Annotated in this window: 12 protein-coding genes; 4 read left to right on the top strand and 8 right to left on the bottom strand. The window is 57.0% G+C overall.

Annotated elements, in window-relative coordinates; genetic code table 11:
- The first annotated feature begins 73 nt into the window (after positions 1-73).
- Positions 74-496: a DUF1801 domain-containing protein gene (locus tag ABD890_RS07700; RefSeq protein ID WP_345087526.1), complete on the top strand. Its 423-nt coding sequence runs from the start codon at positions 74-76 to the stop codon at positions 494-496.
- Here ABD890_RS07700 and ABD890_RS07695 read toward each other — a convergent pair whose 3' ends face one another.
- From ABD890_RS07695 to ABD890_RS07660, 8 genes are all read right to left on the bottom strand, one after another.
- A complete protein-coding gene (locus tag ABD890_RS07695; RefSeq protein WP_345087525.1) occupies positions 497-1,939 on the bottom strand; it encodes a YcjF family protein in 1,443 nt (480 codons plus the stop codon).
- Positions 1,923-3,485, bottom strand: coding sequence for a YcjF family protein (locus ABD890_RS07690; RefSeq protein ID WP_345087523.1), 1,563 nt, complete (start codon positions 3,483-3,485; stop codon positions 1,923-1,925). Before ABD890_RS07690 ends, ABD890_RS07695 begins: the two co-directional genes overlap by 17 nt.
- A 247-nt stretch (positions 3,486-3,732) precedes the next feature.
- Positions 3,733-4,239 carry a hypothetical protein gene (locus ABD890_RS07685; protein ID WP_345087521.1) on the bottom strand — a complete coding sequence of 169 codons (507 nt, stop codon included), beginning with the start codon at positions 4,237-4,239 and terminating at the stop codon, positions 3,733-3,735.
- Positions 4,240-4,307: 68 nt separating this feature from the next.
- Complete coding sequence (locus tag ABD890_RS07680; RefSeq protein ID WP_345087519.1) at positions 4,308-5,609, bottom strand: DUF1501 domain-containing protein; 1,302 nt, start codon at positions 5,607-5,609, stop codon at positions 4,308-4,310.
- A gap of 138 nt (positions 5,610-5,747) precedes the next feature.
- On the bottom strand, positions 5,748-8,510 hold the full coding sequence (locus ABD890_RS07675) for a DUF1549 domain-containing protein (RefSeq protein WP_345087517.1): 2,763 nt from the start codon (positions 8,508-8,510) through the stop codon (positions 5,748-5,750).
- Between the two features lie 68 nt (positions 8,511-8,578).
- Complete coding sequence (locus tag ABD890_RS07670) at positions 8,579-9,202, bottom strand: hypothetical protein (RefSeq protein ID WP_345087515.1); 624 nt, start codon at positions 9,200-9,202, stop codon at positions 8,579-8,581.
- 99 nt (positions 9,203-9,301) lie between these two features.
- On the bottom strand, positions 9,302-9,886 hold the full coding sequence (locus tag ABD890_RS07665) for a hypothetical protein (protein WP_345087514.1): 585 nt from the start codon (positions 9,884-9,886) through the stop codon (positions 9,302-9,304).
- A 33-nt stretch (positions 9,887-9,919) separates the two neighbouring features.
- The gene (locus tag ABD890_RS07660) at positions 9,920-10,444 is read right to left on the bottom strand and encodes an RNA polymerase sigma factor (RefSeq protein ID WP_345087512.1); all 525 of its coding nucleotides are present in this window, start codon (positions 10,442-10,444) and stop codon (positions 9,920-9,922) included.
- Between the two features lie 272 nt (positions 10,445-10,716).
- Here ABD890_RS07660 and ABD890_RS07655 point away from each other — a divergent pair, with 272 nt between their 5' ends.
- The 3 genes from ABD890_RS07655 (at position 10,717) to ABD890_RS07645 (ending at position 14,896) form a co-directional block, all read left to right on the top strand.
- Entirely contained in the window at positions 10,717-12,591 is a 1,875-nt protein-coding gene (locus ABD890_RS07655) for an ABC transporter permease (protein WP_345087510.1), read from the top strand.
- Positions 12,592-12,657: 66 nt separating this feature from the next.
- Positions 12,658-13,914, top strand: a complete 1,257-nt coding sequence (locus ABD890_RS07650; protein WP_345087508.1) for a CNNM domain-containing protein — start codon at positions 12,658-12,660, stop codon at positions 13,912-13,914.
- A gap of 4 nt (positions 13,915-13,918) precedes the next feature.
- A complete protein-coding gene (locus tag ABD890_RS07645) occupies positions 13,919-14,896 on the top strand; it encodes a CNNM domain-containing protein (RefSeq protein WP_345087506.1) in 978 nt (325 codons plus the stop codon).

Here is a 14,896-nt window from a genome sequence, read left to right as displayed (position 1 = left end):
GTAAACCTGACCTCGGATCGGTGGCGTAGACGTTACCGACGATGGGATCAGCCGTGACGGAGTTTGGGAAGCGATGTCGGAAAATAAGACCCAACCAACCAAGGAGAGTGCTGCGAAGTTTATCGACACACTGGCAGACTCGCAGCAGAAGAAAGATTGCAAGCAGTTAATGAAAATGATGCGGGCCGCAACCGGCGAACGCGCCATCATGTGGGGGCCCAGCATCATTGGGTTTGGTTCGTATCACTACAAATACGAGTCGGGCCGCGAAGGGGATTCTCCCATTCTTGGCTTCGCACCCCGAAAAGGGCAGATCAGCATCTATCTATCTTGCGATATTCTGCAACATGCCGATCTGTTGGCCCAGTTAGGGACGCATAAAACAGGTAAGGGATGCTTATATATCCGCAAGCTGGCGGAGGTCGATCGCGATGTGCTGGAGCAATTGATCCAGCGAGGTATCGAAGAAGTGGAGCAACGCTATCCCAAACGGTAACTAACGACGGGCTTGGTTGCCGCCACCGGCGTGTCGATTGAGATGCAGCTTCTTCTGGATCTCGTCTTTCAAACCTTGCACGACCGACTTCTTGTCAGTCTCTTCCAGGATTCGTTTGACGACGGTCTTAGGGCCTTCATCGCCCCAGCTGGCACCATGCTCGAAGTAATACTTCGCCGCCTTGCCAACAATGTACGAACCATAACCAGCCGCACCACCTTGCGGCAGGGCTGTCAACACGGTGCCCCAGCCTAGAGTTAGCGTTTTCACGACCGAGCTTATGGCATGGGTGCCGAGTTCCGCTGTGATCGCCCAGCCAGCCGCTTGAAGAATACTGGTCACCAGTTTCTCGATGTTCGACCAGGTCATCTCGATCCCATAGATGTGTGCCAATGCTCGCAGCATGGCGACATCCACGGCGCTGCCGCCGATCACGTCGTACACCGGCAACGGGTTCACTGCGACGGCGGTCGCTTTGACGACGGCAAAACTCCAGATCGTTTGGTTCGCTCGATGATCGCGGATCTTCACTTTCAACGAAGCGACCCGGTCCGACTTGTCGGCGGCGTACATCGCGGCGTTCAAAGCCAGCAGACCCAAGCCATCTTCTTCCAGCACTTCCAGCAGACGCAACTTCAGGTCTTCGACCTTAGGCGGAGGATTCCGCCATTCGCTCCGTTCGGTGCCATCGGCCTGTTGGATGATGTACTCGACTTCTTTTGGCTGGGCCGAAGTTTCGACGATGCTTTCCTTGGCGATGATCCCGGAAAGACGTTGTTCCAGGATCTCGTCCAGCCGTTCTTGTTCGCGGGGAGAGTAAAGGTCGATCTTGTTGAGGACGACGATGATTGGCTTGTTGACCGAAGCCAAGGCGACCAGTGCGGAATACTCCGTCTCGTTCAAGTCAGAGTCGATGACAAACAGGATCACATCGGCCTGGCGAGCGGTATCTTGGGCCATTTCGCCACGGTCGGCGCCACCGACTTCGTTGATCCCTGGCGTGTCGATCAGCACGACTTCGCTGTCTGCCAGGCCAGGAATGCGATAGCCAGCGCCATCCCAGGCCACGTGCCAGACTTCTTTCGTCCAACCACCTTGGATATCGACCTGGGTGACCGCTTTGCCGACCAAAGCGTTGATCAAGGCAGACTTGCCAGTCGAAATTTCGCCGAAGACGACGATCTCGACGCGGCCGCTGGTCAGCTTGGTTTCCATCGTTTGCAGCTGCGATAAGTCGCGCCGCAGAAGTTCCTTTTCCTGCTCGCTACAGCCGCGGAATCGATCGAGCGTATGACGAACCGACTGCAAGGCATCCAGGTAGCGGCGATCATCCGCGTGAAGCGCATCGCTGCTTGCTGAATCCACAGCAGGAGCCTGATCGGTCGGTGGGGCCGACGACGTGGGCAGTTCGGAGGTTGGGTTGTCGTTACTTTCGTTCGACATAACGTTCGCGGGCTTCCTGAACCAGTTTACGCAGGTTTTCGGTGTTGGTTACTTTTGCCCATTCCCGACGAGCCAGACCCGCCAGGCCACCTTCCGGTTCCTGCATACCATTCTTGAAATAGATCATGAAAACGTTGCCGATCCAACGGGTCACGATCGCCATCACAATGCCGTTGAGCAGCATACCAGGGATGGTGCCGATGCCGGGGACGGTCTTCAGCAGCGAGGCAAAGGCCATTGTCACGATCGGGGCGGCCATCTGCACGCCAAGGTATCCAATCAACTGCTTTCCTAATTGACCGAGCAAGTTGACCGCCACATCGAGGTCGACATCCTGACGATATACCTTCGCCAAATCGATGACCATCTTCGTCGAAATTGCCACGCCGGCAGCCAGGTCGACCATCGGGACGGGGAGGGGATTGGCCAGAGCACCTGCTCCGCCAGAAGCCCACATATAGCGATTGATCAACTGATTCGCCTGGCGATCGATTGCGGCTTCCACCTCGAGCCGAGCCTTCTCGACGAGGCCACGCGATTGCATCAACAGGTTGGCCAGCAAAAGGTCGGTACCATCTTTCTTGACGACCTGCAGCATCCGCCGGGCAAGTGTTTCGATGCTGAGCGGTACTTCGACTTCTTCTTCGATTTCGGTATTGTCGGGCAGCACGCGGATTCGACGTCGCTTGGTCGTTCGCGAACGAACCGAGAGGATGTCTTCTGGTTGAACCAGGTCTTTGGTTTGCTGGGTGATCTGCTGAAGCAGCTTCGCTTTGTCGCTATCGGTGAACCAGTCTTCTTTATTGAGGCAGATCAGCACCCGTTTGTCCATTTTGGCGAGCAGTTCAAGGAGCTCGAACTCGCTATGCCGCAGCGGGCCATCGACCACCAGCAGGACGACATCGGCATCTTCGGCCGAATGGGTGGCGATCTCTTGGTGCAGGCTGCCATCGACTTCGCCCAGTCCCGGCGTGTCGATCAATTGAATCTTGTTGTTGCCAGGCCATTCGACCTGGTTGCGACGAACCGTCGTGCCGCCGACCACGTCGGTGCTGAACGCATCGCGTCCGGCCAGGGCGTTGAGGAGCGATGACTTCCCGCTCGAGATGGTGCCGAAGGCAATGATCTCGAGATTGCCTCCTTCGAGCTTGGCTTCGATACGGTCGATCATCGGATCGATCAGTTCGCGGAAATCACCATCGGACATTTCGCCGCGAAGGTCGTTGATACTTTCCAGGTTCTCTTGTAGTTCCGAGCGACGTTGATCGGCGGTTAGCTCGTGAGGGCTGCGGCTTCGCATCTCGCGGCGATGATCTTTGCGGATCTTGGCATGGACCAGCTTCCAAATTCCCCAGCCAGCCAGGCCGAGCAAGATTGCCGCACCGAGACCGACGATCGAGAAGTAGATCCATTTGCCGACTGTCCCCAGGTCGTTTCCTTCGCGAATGATTCCGGCAACCCAGCCAGGGACGTAGATCATGGCCAGCCCGATCAGGACCAGCAACACAATCAGTCCGAGTCCCTGGTTTTTCCACGGGGTGGGCATAGCGAATCGCTTGAGGAAGTGGCGAAGGAAATTCATGGAATAGTTTAGGTTACGCGTCGAGGGAAATCATCGCCAACGGGGGGCCGCCCCGACAACCTCGGTTTCGGTCCGATTTTGTCAGTTCTTGGGAATATTAAGCCCAAGAAACGAAAAAGCGGACCGAAACGTGTCCGGTCCGCCTGGGGATCGACCCTGAACGACTGCGACATTTAGCCATCGTCGGTCAGGCAATGGTTCGGGGAAGAGCCTATTCAGGCTTCTTCTTCTTGTTCGGACCTGGGCCCTTCTTCTTGCCGCCCAGACCGAGTTCTTTTTTCTGTTCTTCGGTCAGTACGCCGGCCAGCTTCTCACGGATCTTGCCGTTCAGCTCGTTGACGGCCTTCTGGGCTTCTTTCTGCTCGTCGGTCAGCGGAGCCTTGGCCTCGACGAATTCGCGCAGTTCTTTGCCCTTGAGACCCTTTTCGTTGCCTTCCTTCATGGCAGCCATTCGGGCTTGGCGGTCTTCTTTGGTCAGCCCAACGGCCTTAGTCAGCTCTTGCAGTTTGGGGCCGAATTCCTTCTGGATCGCGGCGACCTGTTCCTTTTGTTCGGCGGTCAGATCCAGCTTCTGGACGCGAGCGAAGATGCCGGCTTGGGCAGCTTTGCCCCCTTCCTGCTTCTTCTTTTTGGGCTTGGCTTCGTCGGCACCCAGGGCGGTACCAACAGACAGGATCGCCACCAGGGCGAACATCAACAGGGTGTGACAACGGGACATAACGATCGGGACTCCGATAGGGAAGGGAAAAGTAACAAAGTCAGAAGCGGGGGCGGCCAGCCGTTCTCTTACGAGAAGAGCTGGCGAATGACCTTGCCGTCGCGCACGATCGTGATCGGGCGACCGGTGTTGGTGTGGTATTCCTTGGTGTGGTCGATACCGAGGTTGTAGAAGAACGAAGCCGCGGCATCGTCTGGCTTGATTCCTTCTCCATCCTTGGGCAGCGTGGCTTTCTCGTCGCTCTCGCCGATCACCTGACCACCACGAACCCCACCGCCAGCCATCAGCATGGTCATGCAGCGGGGGTAGTGATCGCGACCACCACGGCCATTGATCTTCGGCGTACGACCGAATTCGCCGGTCACAAAGACACCGGTCGAATCGAGCAAGCCACGGGTATGTAGTCCATTGAAGAGTGCGGCCAGGCCGTTGTCCAGCTTTGGCAGCAGGTTATCTTTCAAGCGGGTGAAGTTCTCGGTGTGGGTGTCCCAGCCACCATTGGTAATGGTGACGAAGCGAACGCCACTTTCAATCAAGCGAATCGCCAGCAAGCAGCTCATGCTGAAGTCGTCGGCTTCAAAGTCCTTGGCGAACGCAGGGCTTTCCTGGGCGACATCGAAGGCATCGCGAGCACGCTTCGAGGTGATGATCGCGTGGGCCTGATGGCTGAAGCGATCCAGGCCGTCCAGCAGTTGATCGTCCGATTCAAAACCGGCAAACGTCTGATCCAACTGGGCCAGCAGTTTATGGCGACGTTCGACGGTGTCGATAGTCAGCCCGCCGGTCAGGCTTATCCCGCGCACTGAATAAGCCTGACCAGGCTTGGGCGTACTGTTGGTGGCCAGTGGAGCGTATTTCACGCCCAGGTAGCCCGCCGAATGCGAGCTTCGTGGAATGGCCACGAATGGTGGTAGATCTTCCGGCGAATCGAGCTCCTTCGTAACGATCGAACCGTACGCTGGGTACTGCAGCGAAGCGATCGGTCGCGTTCCGGTGTTGACGTATTCGGTACCCAGTTGATGGGCAGCCAGCGTATGCGAAACCCCACGCAGAATCACGTACTTGTCGGCCTGTTGGGCCAGCTTGGGCAGGTGCTCGCTGATCTCGATACCCGGCACGTTCGTCTTGATTGGGTTGAACTCACCACGGTATTCGCTCGGAGCGTTTGGCTTCGGATCGAATGTGTCGATATGCGTTGGGCCACCGTTCAGGTTAACGAAGATGCCTGCTTTCGCCTTGCCACTGCCGGCGATGGCACCTGCTTCGGCCATCGACATGTAGGAAGCCAGGTTCATCCCGATACCGCCCATAACACCGACTTTCAGGAAGTCGCGGCGGCGTACTCCGTCACACGTTTGATTGATCGGCATAACCAGTGATCCTTACGAGCTCGATTTTGGGTGTTTTGATTTCGTCGAAAGTTACGGGGCATGCCGGCGCTGGCGGAGGCATGTCGAGGTTATCGCGGGGCCCGGCCGGCCTGCTGCAGACCGACCGGTTCAAACCGACTAGTGGTTGACGATGAACTCTTTCGTATTGAGCAGAGCCCACATCAGGTCATGCAAACCGTCGACCGGATCGTCTGCCTCTTTCAAGTGAGACAGCGAAATGGTCATCTCTTTTTCGTTTGGCTGACGGCTAAGGGTCCGCAGGTAGGCCTGGGTGACCATCTGGGCGGGGGATTCAAACGAGGAAGGAACTGCCTGGGCGACTTCTTCTTCGCTGGCTTTCGCTTTGGCGAGTTGCTTCCGCAGAACTTCCAGGCGTCGCTTTCCCGCAGCCAGGCGTTCGCGAACTTCCGCCACTTTTTCCTTGTTGCTGTTGGCTTCCAGGCGTTGGACTGCATCGCGGCCCTTGCCCATCATTTCGTACAGTCGTTTAATCTGGGCTTGGATCTGCTGCGACTGAGTCGAACGCTTATCAAGCTTCGGATTCATCGACTTCTCGACTTCACCGATCCAACTGTTACCGTTCGCCATCGAGCTGTGCAGGCTGAAGTCGTTCTGCAGGAAGACTGTTTGCAGCAGCGTTGCTTCTTCGCTCCGGTCGCAATCGCAGTTGCTGGCCCGTTCGCTACGACCGAAGATCTGCAGCGGGTAGGAAGCACTGCCATTGATCCGCGTGCCAGGGATGGCGATCGCCCGGTTGTCGATGTCAGTCAGGTAATTCTCCATGCCCTTATCGCCGGTGATGGCCTGTTGGATGATGTCGTAAGCGACTTCGGCAGGCAGGCGGCGAGGAATCGCACGGCTGAAGTTACGGGTATCGAGACGATTGGTTTCGTTCGGTGTCCACGACAGTTGATAGGTTCGGCTGGTCGCGATCTCGCGATGAACCCATTTCAGGTCGTAGTTGTTGGCGATAAAGCCCTTGGCCAGGTAGTCGAGCAGCGGTTCGTTGCTCGGCGGATTGCCCAGACTCAAGTCGTCGGTTGGGTGAACGATGCCAACACTGAAGTACGTTGCCCAGATGCGGTTGACGATCGCACGAGCAAAGTACGGATTATCTTGTTCTTTGAGCCAATCCATGACTGGCTCGCGAACGTCTTCGTAGTCGCGAAGGTCGATCGCTTCTTCACCCAAAACGCGAGCTTCTGGCGAACGGGCGGCGATGCCGTTGCGGTTCTTCTTATTCTTGGCGTTCTTGTTCGCGTTGGCCGATCGAACTGGCGTGACGACCAGTTCCGGGAAAGGAACGGTCTTGCCGTTCTGCAGCTTCTTGGCGAACTCGCGACGCTGCTGGTTGCCCCGCAGTTCTTTGTCGATGTCGAGTTCTTCGATCATCTTGGTGTATTCAGCGAACGCTTCGGCATCGAACCGTGGTGGCTGAGCCGTGAATCGGGCACCGGTGAAGAACGTCTTGAATTCGTCGAAGTCATCCTTCGACCAGACATCGAATGGATGCTTGTGGCACTGGGCACACTGGATGCGAACGCCCATGAAGGCGTAGGCAAACGCAATTGCACGTTCTTCTGGCTGACGGAACTCGCGACGAGCCCAATAGTGCGTCATATACTCGCGATCGGCGAACGTGCCGCCATCACGATACATGTCGCTCATTTCTTCGCAGTACTCGCGATAGCTTTCCCCTTCCAGGCGGCTGCGAGCCAGGATGATGCCGGCCGCGATCTTGTCGTACGATTCGTTCTTGGCGACGCGGTCGTAGATCCAGTCGTACCATTCCTGGGCGGGGCCGGTTCGCATCGGCGAAACGTTGACCAATTGTTGATCGTTGTTGCCGGTGATGTCGCACAGCAGCGTGGTCATCTTGGCAACGTAGGCAGGCGTTTCGAGAAGCTGATCGACCTTCTTGGCTCGCTTCTCCGGATCTTGATCGGCCAGGAACTGATCGATTTCTTTCGGAGTTGGCAGCGTGCCGGCGATGTCGAGGCTCACGCGACGGAGGAACTGTTCGTCCGACGAGATGTCACTTGGCACGACACCCAGTTTACGCAGTTTCTGCACGACCAGTTGGTCGATCTTGGTTGGGGTGGGAACGGCGGGGTAGTTGTCGCCGATCAGCTTGCTGACCGGGCGAATCACTGGGATGGCAACCACTGCTTTGTCGTAAGCGACGACGACGTGCGTGTCGCCTGGCTCGCCACTGCTGACCTTGCCGTTCTCGTCGATCGCGGCGACAGCTTCGTCGTTGGTGGTGAAGCGGCAGAGCGGGGTGACATCTTCACGCGAGCCATCGGCCCAAACGGCAATCACCGTGAGCGGAGCCTGTTGCGACGCGTTGTTAAAGACGATCTCTTCTGGCGAAACGTCGAGGTGATCGAGCACGGCGACGCTCTTTTCGTCGAACTTCGCCCCGGACTTGATCCAGTTGTGCAGCACGCGGTGCTCCCAGCTATCTATTTCAAATCGCTGGCCACCTTCGTGCATGTCCTCGTCGGTTGGCTTGGCGATGATCAGGCTGTTGTCGATCTTTTCGAGGTCAACACGCGGGGCGTCCCCTGCGGTCATCGCGGCATGGTCTGCCTTGAAGTCGTAACCGAACAGCGACAGTATGAAGCCACCCCGTCCCTGGAACGAACCATGGCAACTACGGCCATTGCAGCCCAAGCGTCCCAGCAGCGGAATCACATGCTTCTGAAAGTCAGGCGTCTCGGTCACGTCGGCCGGTGTGTAGCGGTCGATGATGCTGGGCGAGATCTCGGCGCCTGACTGGGTGCCAGTCAACGTTTCGGCATGCAGCCGAGCAGCGGAAGCGGACAACGCAAAAGCGGTCAGCGTTACCAGCATGTGGCGAGCGAACGTGGCGTGCATGGGGTTGCTATCCTTCGCGTGGTTGAGTGATGGGACGAGATGAATAGGGGCTTTGTGGGTGAAGCGACTTACTTGCGATCCGCTTTGCGATTGGGATCGAGTTGACGCATCTGGCGTTCAATCAGCGCTGAACCTTCCTGGTCGAGTCGCTGAAGATTTTGTTTCAAACGTTCGACCCGAATTTCGGCTCGACGCAGTTCTTCTTCGCTGACGCGTTTCTGCGTGGCGAGCTTGTGCTCGAGTGCCTTGCGAAGTTCGTCGCGAAGATCTTCATCGCCGGGATTCAACTGCAAGCGAGCCGCCAACAGCGTCGCGCTGCTACTCGCTTTCCACAGTTGCAGCTGGATGTCGTACAGGTACGGGTTGCGTTCTTCCATCTGGCCGAGTCGTTCGCTGACGCGATACAACTCGCGGACCGCTTTGCCGTATTCCTTCTGATCCATACCACGCAACTGACGCAGAAGTTTCTCGAGCGCCGGATGATGTTTGCGAGCAAACGCCAACGCAGCTTCTTCGCGACGCTTGCGTTCTTCGGCGGTGATCTTCCAGTCGCTGCTTTCCGCTCCTTGAGCGACCTGGCGTGGTGGCAGCGTGTTCGGAGAAATACTGGACGTGACAGGGGTTGTTCGCGAGCGAACCGGGGGAGTGTTTCTCTGTTCGGTCTTTTCCTGGGCGATCGTTAACGACGCCATCAACATCGTGCCTAGCAATGCAAGGCCGAGGGAGGCGAAAGATCGTGGCAGGAACGAGGCATTCTTCATGAGCAAAAGCAAATCATGTTTCGAGGGAACTTACATCGCTGGAGCGATAGGATCGTCTTCTTGTTGGGCGGCCAACGCCTTCAGCATCCACGATGGTGGGCTGTCGGTAGAACCGGCGAGAAGCTGGTCGAGCGAGTCGGTTTCGTCGGTGAGTGGTTCTTCCCACAAGCCATCCAGATCGGTCGTTTGCGACTCGATGTTTTCGACCCAGGCGGCCGCGACCTGAACGTCTTTCATGTCGTTGGGGGAAAGGGCGGTAAGATCGGACGAAGTTTCGCCGCCGAAGTGCGAGATTCCCAGCGTGACTGCTACAACCAAGCTGGCGGCCAGCGTGACAAGAATGCCCCACACATAGCCGTTCCAAGGAGCCGCATCTTGCGGTGAGGCGACCTGGACGGGCTCCATTGGAACGGTTTGAGGCACAATCGTCTGGTAAGTGGTTTCCGTCAGCAGGACCGCTTCGGCCAGAAGCTCTCGCAGCGACTGGTCTTCTGCCAGTTGCGACTCGAACCGTTCCGCTTCCGTGGGCGACATCTCGTCGAGGAGGTAGCGTACCGCCTTGAAGAAGCGGTCGTCGTCCGCCGAAGGATCGTTCTGGTTGACGTGAGAATTCATGAATCGATGCCCGATTGGGGGTTAATCTTCGCCTTATGCCCGAGCCAGCTTTTCGCGGAGCCGGTTCATGGCGTTTCGCATTCGGCCCAGTGCGGTTCCGAGGGGGATGCCAAGTTCCTCGGCAATCTGGGCGAATGTCTTGTCGTCGTAAATTCGCATTCGCACAATCTGCTGTAGATCTGGCGAAAGCTGCTCGATCGCTTGCCGGACCGACTCGGCGGTCTCTTGGCGGACGATCGAGTCGTCTGCCGCGGGACTTTCCGGGGCAGTGCGAGGCTGTTGGTGCAGTTGCTGCAGAATGCGTTTCTGCGTCGCGTTTCGCCTGCGATGATCGAGGGCTTCGCGGTAAGCAACCTGAAACAGCCAGGCTTTGCGGCTCTCGGCTTGGGTCTCGTGCCCGACTTCCAGCAACTTGCGGAAAGCGATCTGCACGATGTCTTGGGCCAAGTTGACTTCACCGACCACACCGATCAGGAACCTGCGCAGCTCTTCCGCATGCAACTGATGCAGTGCGGCGATGTCGGCTTCGTTAAGCCGGTGAGAAGCAGGTGAAGTCAAAGCCTTGTAATTCCTAGTGCCGCGAGCGTTCCGCGACAGCTCTGTAGATAAGAGGAATAAGCCGGATCGGTTATTGTCTAAAAATGGCCCGACGAACCAAAAAAGTTACGAGCAAGTAATATGGAGGAGAGAAGGTGAGTTTAAGCCGCCCTCCGGAATAGGAAGATTCGCTTAAATTGAACCTGGGAAAGTTGTGATGGGTTTCGCTTAAGCGGCTCGTGTTATAATGGATCCTTTTCTGGCATGTGCGTAACCCCTTTGGGAGTCTGGACTTGTTTATTGGTCCGGTTTTTACTCGCGAAGCGGCGGTAACTCCGCGTCGCAGCAAGTTTTACGTCTACCGAGCTGTCTATGTGGCGGCTCTGTTTCTATTAATGTGCACCGCCTGGCTTGTCTTGGCGGGGACGCAAGTCATTGCCAGCGTTGGAGATATGGCCCGCTTTGGAGCGAGCATCTTTCATATTCTGGCTCCGATCCAGCTATGCCTGGTGATTTTCTTTGCGGCATTTAGCGCTGCCGGTGCGGTCGCCCAGGAAAAAGACCGCAAGACGCTGATCTTGCTGCTGATGACCCGTTTGAATAATTCCGAGCTGGTTCTCGGTAAGATGCTGGCCAGTTTGATCAATGTTTTCGCGCTGATCATGGCGGCGGCCCCGGTCTTTTGTGCCCTGTTTTTGTTCGGCGGTGTCTCGACCGGTCAGGTCCTACGCGTCTTGCTGGTGACCTTCATCACCGCCCTGGCGGCTGGAAGCATCGGCAGCACCATTGCGTTGTGGCGTGAAAAGACCTTCCAGACGTTGGCTTTGACCGCGATGTTGATCACCGTGCTGCTTGGTTTCAGCGTGGTGGTTTCGCAGCGAGTTCTCTTTGATCGCTTGTTCGGGATTTCTGCCGCCCAATGGGGCACGGCGATGAATCCGATCTGGGCGGTGATGGAAGCGGCCAATCCGTTTCCTTCGTCGGCGGGCAATCTGGCGGCGATTGGTGGGATTATTGGCCTGCACGTGGTGATCATGACGATCGGGATTGTCGTGATGAACGGCATCGCGATTGCCCTGGTGCGTGTCTGGAACCCATCGCGTGAGACTCGTCGTGGTAAGGATATGGAAGCCCAGCAGCTTGAAGAAAGCATCTGGGGCGCCGAGCACGACATGGCCAAAATCGACGCGGCCTCCACGCAGAACGCTTCCAACGAGAAACTTCGCTCCGGGCATGTCGATGCCCGCACCACCGAAGTCAAACAAGACCACCGCAAAGTCTGGGAAAACCCGATTCTGTGGCGCGAGACGCAGACCTGGGCCTATGGCCGCAAGGTGCTGATCATCAAGTTTGTGTACTTGATGTTGGCGGCTGCGGCAACCTATATGCTGTACGCGATGGTCGCTTCGGGCACCGCCGTTTATCGAGGCGATCAACTCGGGACGACCATTCCGCCGATCGCCTGGGGCGTGGTTCCGCTGTACCTGATCAGCCTGGTGATTGTGAACGCTCTGGCGGTAACTTCGGTCACCAACGAACGGGACGGGCAAGCTCTCGACTTATTACTGGTGACTGACCTGACCCCGAAAGAATTCACGTTCGGCAAGCTGTGGGGCGTCATGTGGGTGACCCGCGAAATGATTCTGGCTCCGCTGTTGGTGACCGGATATCTGTGGTTCGCCGGGGCGATGCAACTGGATAGCTTTCTGTTTCTGTTCGCCGGCCTGACGGTGATGAATTTCTTCGTCACGATGCTGGGGCTGCACTGCGGGATGACCTACGCCAACAGCCGAACTGCCATTGGTGTGAGTTTGGGGACGGTCTTCTTTTTGTTTCTCGGCGTGATAACGTGTATCTTGCTGATGATCAGCTTTACAGAGTCGTTCCACTTCCAGCTCTTCCCGTTTTTGGGATTTGTCGCCGGGGGTGGCTTGGGCTTGTACGTGGCGATCGGGCACCGCAATCCGTCGCCGGCAATCTTGATGGCGACGTTATTGCTCCCCGGCATTTCGTTCTTCGCGATTGTCAGCTTCCTGCTGGGCAAGGGATTTGAAGTGGCGATTGCCACCGCCGTTGCCTACGGTTTCACCACGATTGCCATGATGATTCCGGCCCTCAGTGACTTCGATATCGAAGTTGGTCGACGGTCGGGCAACGACGAAGATTAGTCACGCCTCCCCGCATGGAGGTCGTAGATTCGCACCAGGATTATGTAGTCGGAAAGGAGCGGCGGGTTGGACGTCATTGTGGCCATTGCACCTTGGTTGGTGGCAATGCTGCTGTTGGTCGCCGCCTCTGGAATGTTCTCCGCTTCGGAAGCGGCGTTCTTCTATCTGAAGCTGGAAGACCGAAAGCGATTCCGTCGTGGAACCACCGCGCAGCGCGCTGCCGCGGCATTGCTGAACGATCCAGATCGACTTCTCTCGGCGGTGCTGTTCTGGAACCTGATGATCAACGTGGCCTACTTCGCGGTCGCTTCGATCGTGGGGATTCGCCTGACCGACATGGCTGGGACCACCTACGCGACGATCTTCTCGTCGGTCTCGCTGCTGGTGATCATCTTCTTCAGCGAAATGTTGCCCAAGAGTCTCGCCGTGCTGCGAGCTCCGACACTGGCCGCACTGCTCGCGGTTCCAATCGCCTTTGCCGTGCGGATGGTCGACCCGATTCGGCCGATCATGCGGGGCGTGAGCACGCTGTCGCAGCGATTGATCTGGCCCCGTTTCGAGGCGGAACCGTACATGCAGGTATCGGACCTCGAACGTGCGATCCAGATGTCGATGCAAAGCAGCACTGTGCTCGAACAGGAAGAGATGGCCCTGCGAGGGATCGTCAGTCTGTCCGATTCGCTGGCCCAGGAAATGATGCGGCCACGTATGCGATTCAAGATGTTTCAGCCGCCGGTTTCGCTCAAAGACCTCGACAGCGAGATGACTCCGAGCGGCTATCTGCTGATCGCCGACGAGCAAGGGGATGACGTGGTCAGCGCGATCAACCTGATCGACGCGACCGAGTTGCCGGAAGAAAACCTCGAAGCATTCGCCCAGGAAGTACTCGTTTTCCCGTGGTGTGCCAAGGCGTCCGAAGTCTTTCAACAGATGCTGTCGACCGAAAATGAAGTTGCCGCCGTCGTCAACGAACTGGGCGAAACGATCGGTGTGATCACGCTTCGCGACCTGATGGAGACGATCTTCTCGTACTCGCATGGACGCAGCGAGCGGATCTTGCAACGCAAGACGTTTGAAGAAGTCGAGCCTGGGGTTTACCTGGTTTCTGGCATGACCAGCGTTCGACGTTTGTCGAAGCATTTCGATCGAGAGCTTCCCGAAACACGGCATGCCACGATCAACGGGATTCTGCAGGAAGAACTGGAACGCATCCCGGAAGTGGAAGACGAAATTAACTGGGGCTCGTTCCACTTCGAGGTGATCGAGCAATATTCCGAGGGACACATCCTCGTCCGTTTAACGCTTCTACCGGAGGAGAGTTAATAGGATGATGACTGTTGCCATATTGTTCTTCCTCGGCGTGCTGTTAAGTGCGTTCTTTAGCGGCTCAGAGACAGGGTTCTATCGCGTCACGCGCGTGCGATTGGTCCTCGATGGTCTGGGTGGAAACTGGCTGTCTCGGTTCTTGTTGTTCCTGACCAACCATCCGGCGCTGTTTGTGGCGACCACCCTGATTGGCAACAACTTGGCCAACTACATGGTGTCGTTGTCGATCGTGCTGTTCACGCAAGATGTCTTCCCTGGCAGCGGGACGGCGGAAATGGTGTTGCCACTGGTGATGGCCCCGGTTCTGTTTGTTTATGGCGAGTTGTTGCCGAAGTACTTCTTCTATCGGGCTCCCAACTTTTTGTTGCAGCGCACCGGTTGGATCTTCTTCTTGTTCACCGTGCTGTTCGCGCCTTGCTCGGCTTTGCTGTGGATTTTGGGGCGAGCACTGCAGCAGCTTCTGGGGGAATCGCCGGAAACAGTTCGCCTGGCGTTGGCACGTACTGAACTGGAAGACTTCCTGGAAGAAGGAGGCGAGTTTGGCATTTTGAATAAAGCCCAACGGCGTGTCGCCCAGGGAGTGTTTGGAGTCGCCAATCGCCGCGTGACCTCGGTCTCGACCCCTCTTTCTCGAGTATGGACCGCCAAGATTGGTTCCAAGGTGAACAACATCCTGCGGGTCGCCAAGCGGAAGCAGCTGTCGGTCATTCCTATTGTCGAAACGGAAGGGAAGCGTACGATCCCCATTGGATACATTCGCATTTGCGACTTGTACATGGGCAACGGCGAAGACATCTGCAACTATCACCCGCTGCCAGAGATTAAGGCGAGCGATACCTGTATTTCGGCGATCACCCAGCTGCATGCTTCCGGAGAATTGATGGCGAAAGTCGTCAGCCGCAGCGGCCTGGCTGTGGGGATTGTCACCATGCAGCAACTGCAACGGGCCGTTCTCGACGCCAAGAAACAGCCTGCTTAG

The organism is Bremerella cremea, from assembly GCF_039541315.1.
Lineage (GTDB): Bacteria > Planctomycetota > Planctomycetia > Pirellulales > Pirellulaceae > Bremerella > Bremerella cremea.
The sequence above is the reverse complement of the archived record's forward strand: the minus strand, read 5'-3'. Positions and strand labels throughout refer to the sequence as shown.